The organism is Streptomyces sp. NRRL S-118, assembly GCF_000716335.1.
Classification (GTDB): domain Bacteria; phylum Actinomycetota; class Actinomycetes; order Streptomycetales; family Streptomycetaceae; genus Streptomyces.
Map to the genome: position 1 here is coordinate 18,357 of NZ_KL591043.1, position 6,290 is coordinate 24,646.

At 73.9% G+C, this 6,290-nt stretch carries 3 protein-coding genes; 2 read left to right on the plus strand and 1 reads right to left on the minus strand.

Annotated features, from left to right (window positions below):
• The coding region (locus IH00_RS39300; RefSeq protein WP_039947783.1) for a type I polyketide synthase at positions 1–4,214 on the plus strand (4,214 nt) is incomplete at its 5' end.
• A 43-nt stretch (positions 4,215–4,257) separates the two neighbouring features.
• A complete protein-coding gene (locus tag IH00_RS0135755) occupies positions 4,258–5,415 on the plus strand; it encodes an acyl-CoA dehydrogenase family protein (RefSeq protein WP_031080613.1) in 1,158 nt (385 codons plus the stop codon).
• A 95-nt stretch (positions 5,416–5,510) separates the two neighbouring features.
• Here IH00_RS0135755 and IH00_RS0135760 read toward each other — a convergent pair whose 3' ends face one another.
• Entirely contained in the window at positions 5,511–6,176 is a 666-nt protein-coding gene (locus tag IH00_RS0135760; RefSeq protein WP_052411909.1) for a class I SAM-dependent methyltransferase, read from the minus strand.
• Between the last annotated feature and the right edge of the window lie 114 nt (positions 6,177–6,290).

Consider the following 6,290-nt stretch of genomic DNA (forward strand, 5'->3'; position numbering starts at 1 on the left):
GCCGGGACCGCGAGGAACCGCTGTGGCTGGGGTCGCTGAAGTCCAACATCGGACACACCCAGGCCGCCGCCGGCGTCGCGGGCGTCATCAAGATGATCATGGCGATGCGCGAGGGGGTGCTGCCCAGGACCCTCCACGCGGAGCAGCCGTCGAGCCGTGTCGACTGGTCCTCGGGCGCCGTACGGCTGCTGGCCGAGCAGCGCGACTGGGCGGAGGCGGACCGCCCCCGGCGCGCCGGCGTCTCCTCGTTCGGCATCAGTGGCACCAACGCCCACGTGATCATCGAGCAGGGTGACCGCGTCGAGCCCGCCGCACCGCCGCACGGGCCGTCGGCCGGACCGGTGGCCGAGCCGCCCCGCGGCGACACGGTCTGGACCGTGTCGGCGCACAGCGCCAAGGCGCTCGCCGGACAGGCGCGCAAGCTCGGCGCCGCACTCGCCGCCGGCACCGCCGCCCACCCGGCCGACGTCGCCGTGTCCCTGGCCACCCGGCGCGCGACCTTCGACCACCGCGCCGTGATCATCGGGTCGGACCAGGAGGAACTCCTCGCCGGGCTGGACGCCCTGGCCCAGGGGCGGCGCGATTCCGGTGTCGTCACCGGCCACGCCTCGGCGCCGCCCGCCGTCGGCGTCCTGTTCTCCGGGCAGGGCAGCCAGCGCCTCGGCATGAGCCGCGAACTGATCGGGACCTTCCCGGCGTTCGCCGACGCCTGGCGCGAGGTCTGCGACGCACTCGACCCGCTGCTGGAGCACCGCATCGACGACGTCGTCTCGGCCGAGCCCGGCTCCGAGGCGGCCGGACTGCTCGACGGGACCGCGATGACGCAGCCCGCGCTGTTCGCCTTCGAAGTGGCCGCCTACCGGCTCCTCGTGTCCCTCGGGGTCGAGCCCGCGGTGCTCGTCGGGCACTCCATCGGCGAACTGGCCGCCGCGCACGTCGCCGGCGTCTTCTCCCTGGCCGACGCGGCCCGCCTGGTCGCCGCACGCGGCCGCCTGATGGGCGCGCTGCCGCGCGGCGGGGCCATGGTGGCCGTACAGGCGAGCGAGGACGACGTCCGGGCCGCCCTGGCCGGCCACGAGCGGAGCGTCTCCGTCGCCGCTGTCAACGGCCCCGCCGCCGTCGTCGTCTCCGGCGCGGAGGACGTCGTCACCGAGGTCGCCGCGGCCCTGGCCGCCCAGGGCCGGAAGACCACCCGGCTGCGCGTCTCGCACGCCTTCCACTCACCGCTCATGGACCCCATGCTCGACGACTTCCGGCGCGTCGCCGAGTCGGTCGTCTACGCGCCCGCGCGCCTCGCGGTCGTGTCGAACGTGACCGGTGCCGTCGCCGAACCGGGCGAGCTGGAGCAGCCCGGGTACTGGGTGCGCCACGTGCGCGACGCCGTACGCTTCGCCGACGGGGCCGCCGCCGCCGTCAAGGCCGGGGCCGAGGTGCTGGTCGAGGTCGGGCCGGACGGCGTCCTGTCCGCCATGACCTCCGACATCCTCACCGACGCCGGCGTGACGGCGATCCCCCTCGCCCGCAAGGGCCGTTCCGAGCGGCGTTCGGCGGCCGAGGCCCTGGCCCGTCTGCACGTCGCCGGCGTCCCGGTCGACTGGCGCGCCTACCTCGACGCCGTCGGCGTCGCCGGCCGGCCCGTCGACCTGCCCACCTACGCCTTCGACCACCAGCGCTACTGGGCGCAGCAGGCCGAGCCGCACGGCGACGTCGCGAGCGCCGGGCTGGAAGCGGTCGGCCACCCCTTCCTGGCCGCCGCCACCGAACTCGCCGTCGGCGACCAGGTGGCGTTCAGCGGGCGGATCGACCTCGCGAGCCGGCCCTGGCTGGAGGACCACACCATCTTCGGCACCACCGTCTTCCCCGGCGCGGCCGTGGTGGAGATGGCGCTGCGCGCCGCCGAGGACACCGGTTGCCGCGCCGTCGAGGAACTGACCCTCCACGCACCGCTGACCTTCACCGGCAGCGCCGTGCAGGTGCAGGTCGTCGTCGGCGAGGCGGAGCCGTCGGGCAGGCGTCCCGTCGGTGTCCACTCCCGTCCCGCCTCCGGCGGCGGTTCCGGCGCCTGGACCCTGCACGCCGCCGGACACGTCGTCCCGCAGGCCCCCGCCCCCGGCGCCCGCGTGGACGTGTGGCCCCCGCAGGGCGCCGAGCCGGTGGACCTGTCCGGCTTCTACCCTGACCTCGCCGGCCGGGGCTACGGCTACGGCCCCGCCTTCCGGGGGCTGCGCTCGCTGTGGCGGCTCGGCGACGAGGTCCACGGCGAGGTCCAGCTGCCCGACGACGTGCCGCACGCCGGGGACGGGTTCGCCGTGCACCCGGCCCTCTTCGACGCCGCGCTGCACCCCGTCCTGTCCCTGATGGTGTCGGACGACCCGACGCAGGCGGTCCTGCCGTACTCCTGGTCCGGCGTCACCTGCCACGCACGCGGAACGGGCCGGCTGCGGGTCCGCGCGGCCCGCATCAGCGACACCGAGGTGTCGCTGTCGGTCTCCACCCCCGACGGCACGCCCGTGCTGACCGTCGGCTCCCTCGCCCTGATGCCCGCCTCGGCGGACCAGCTGGCCAGGGCCTCCCTGGCCGACTCGCTGTTCGCCGTGCGCTGGGCGCCGGCGCAGCCGGACCCGGGGCAGCCGGACCGGCCGGCCGACCTGGTGCACGTCGAGGCGGACGGGCGGGGCGACGTCCCGGCGGCCGCCCGGGCCGGCGCCCACAAGGCGCTCGAACTGGTGCAGCGGCGGCTGGCCGAGCACCACGACCGCCCGCTGGTCATCGTGACGAGGAACGCCGTGGCCGTCCTCCCCGGCGAGACGCCGGATCCGGCCCTCGCCCCGGTATGGGGCCTGGTCCGCTCCGCGCAGGCCGAACACGCCGGCCAGTTCGTCCTCGTGGACACCGATGGCACCGAGCAGTCGCTGCGCGCGCTGGAGAACCTGGACGTGACCGTGCCGCAGCTCGCCGTCCGCCAGGGCACGGTCCACGCACCGCGGCTGGTCCCGGCCGCCCCGGCCGCCGAGCGGCCCGCCTGGAATCCGGACGGAACGGTTCTGCTCACCGGTGCGACCGGTGGCCTGGGCGCCCTGCTCGCCCGGCACCTGGTCGTCGAGCACGGAGTGCGCAACCTGATGCTCCTCAGCCGCTCCGGCGCCGCCGGGCTCGCCGGTGAACTGACCGGGCTCGGCGCCCGCGTCATGCAGGCCGCCTGCGACGTCTCCGACGCCCGGGCCCTGGCGGAGCAGCTCGCGCGGATCCCGCGGGAAGCACCGCTCACCGCGGTCGTGCACATGGCGGGCGTGCTCGACGACACCACCGTGGAACTGCTGACGCCGGAGCGGATCGACCGCGTGTTCGCGCCCAAGGCCGACGCCGCGTGGCATCTGCACGAGCTCACCAAGGACATGGACCTGTCGGCGTTCGTCCTCTTCTCCTCCGTCGTGGGCGTCATAGGCAACGCCGGACAGGCGAACTACGCGGCCGCCAACGCCTTCCTCGACGCCCTCGCCGAGCACCGCGCCGGGGCGGGGCTGCCCGCGCACGCCCTGGCCTGGGGCCCGTGGGAGCTCGGCATGGCCAGCACCCTCGGCGAAGCCGACCTGGCGCGCTTCCGGCGCCACGGCATGGCGCCGCTGGTGGCGGAGAAGGGCACCGCGCTGTTCGACGCCGCCCTCGCCTCCGACGAGCGGCTCCAGCTCCCCGTGCAGGTCGACCGGGGCGCGCTGCGGCAGGACACCGTGCCGGCGCTGCTGCGCACCCTCGTCCGGCCCGCCTCCGCGCCCGCGCCCTCCGGGCCGCCCGCCGCCGCCGAGGAGAGCGGCGGGTCCGCCATGGCGCACAGGCTGGCCGCGCTCGCGCCGGAGGAGCAGCGCGAGGAACTGGTGGCCCTGCTGCTGGAGACCGCCGCGGTGGTGCTGGGCTACCCGTCCGCCGACGACATCGACGCCGACATGACCTTCCAGGAGATCGGTTTCGACTCCCTCAGCGGCGTCGAGTTCCGCAACCAGGTCAAGCAGGACACGGGAGTCCACGTCCCGGCGACGGTGATCTACAACTACCCGACGCCCGCCGCCCTGGCGGAGCGGGTGAGGGAACTGCTGTTCCCCGAACCGGAGCAGGCGGAGGAAGAGGCCACCGGCCTGCCGGACGCCGAGCCCGATGAACTCGACGACATCGACGAACTCGACATCGAGGCACTCGTACAGCGGGCGATCTCGGAATGAGGACTCCGAGCCCGCGCGTGCCCGACCTGGAAGTGGTGGAGAGATGAAGCCCGAAGAACTGAAGGCCGTCCGTACGTTCGTCAAGGAGTGTCTCGGCGGCACCCACACGGAGATGGATGCCCTGGAGGACAAGCCTTCGGACGTCTACGAGAAGTTCCGGGAGACCGGACTGGCCAACTGGTGGCTGCCCGAGGACCTCGGCGGCCGCGGGCTCGGCCTGGAGGACAGCGTCGAGGTCGTCAACGAGATCTCCTACGGCGACGCCGGCGTGGCCTTCACGCTCTTCATCTCCGTGCTCGGCACCAGCATGGTGCAGCTGTACGGCTCCGAGGAGCTCAAGGCCCGGTACCTGGCGCCCATGGCCGCCCGGGGCTCGTTCTGCGCCACGCTGGGCAGCGAACGGGCCGCGGGCAGCGAACTCGGCAAGATCGAGACCGTGGTCGCGACCGACGGGGACGAACTCGTCGTCACCGGTGAGAAGTTCTTCTCCACCAACACCGACTTCGCCGACTTCCTCGTCGTCGTGGCCCGCTCGGCGGAGGACCCCGAGGCGTACCACGCCGTGCTGATCCCGCGCGACACCCCCGGCGTCGAGATCGTGAAGCGCTGGGACGTCATCGGCCTGCGCGCCTCGTACACGTACCAGGTCAGCCTGAAGGGCTGCCGCGTCCCCGTCGCGAACCGCCTCGAGGGCTCGGGCCTGCGGCTGCTGGAGATCGGCCTGAACGCCAGCCGCATCCTGATCGCCGCCACGGCGATCGGGATCGCCCGCCGCGTGCGCGACCACTGCATGACGTACGCCAGGAGCAAGCCCTTCCGTGACGGCGTGCTCATGGAGAGCCCGGTCTTCGCGCAGCGGCTCGGGCAGATGGAGATGCAGATCGACGTCATGAAGAGCCACTGCCTGCGCGCCGCCCGCGAGTACGACGCGATCATGGCGGACCCCGGCGCCGCGGCCCTCTTCCACCGGCAGGGCACGCTCAAGTCGGCGCTGACCGCCAAGATGTTCTGCGGCCAGGCCGGCTGGGACGTGGCAAGCGTGGGATCCGAGATGTTCGGCGGGCTGGGCTACACCCACGACCTGCCCATCGGCAAGCTGATGCGCGACATGCGCTACGTCTCCCTCGTGGAGGGCGGGGACGACGTCCTGCGCGACCTGCTCTTCAGCCGCTACGTGATCCCGGTGCCGCGCCGCTCCTAGCAGCGAGGGCCACCTGACGACGGCCCGGCCCGGCCCCCGCTCGTGCGGGGCGCCGGGCCGGGCCGTTGCGCGTACGGAAGGGTCCGGCTCGCCCGTCAGGGGACGTCGGCCTCGAAGAGGGCGGTGCAGCCGTGGACGGTCAGGGTGTGGGAGGGGAAGCGCGCGGCCAGCTCCGTGCGCAGGTCGTCGAGGCTGTCCCCGGAGTTGTGCATCACGCCGCGCCGGTTCCACATCGCGAGCGTGGCGCGGGCGGCCACCCCCACCGGTACGCCCTGGGTGAGCACCGTGGCCCCGAAGATGCGCCCGCCCGGCCGGACGCACGCCGCGACGTTGTCCAGCACCTTGGCCTTCTCGCGGATCGTGCCGGGCACGCAGTGCAGCAGGAAGTTCATCGAGGCCGAGCCGTACGCCCCTTCGGGGAGCGGCAGCGGCTCCAGCGCGTTGGCCCGGACCGTCCTGACGTCGAAGCGGGCCAGGCGGCGGGCCGCGTGGCGCAGCGAGTGCTCGTTCAGGTCCGCCAGGGTGATCGCCTGCTGCGGGGCGGTGCGGCAGTTGTCCAGGAAGTAGCCGGTGCCCACGCCGACGTCCAGGTGGTCGGGCGACACGTTGCGGTCGAACATGGCGACCACTTCCGGCACCGGGACACGGAAGAGGAACCGGCAGTTGAACTTGAAGGCGACGAAGTCGTACAGGGGCAGCGTGTACGGCTGGTACATGGCCTGGCCGGCGTGCACCTGGTCCGAGTGGGGCGAGGCGGTCACGTGGAACCTCCGGCCGACGGGCGAATACGTCTGCACACGACTATACGTGGCCGCGGTGCCCCGCCCCACGGGGGAGTTGGTGCCCGCACGCGCCCGCCGCACGGCCCGCACGCG

Coding starts and splice junctions, on each gene's coding strand:
- IH00_RS0135755 (WP_031080613.1), top strand. CDS start 4,258: ATGAAGCCCGAAGAACTGAAGGCCGTCCGTACGTTCGTCAAGGAGTGT.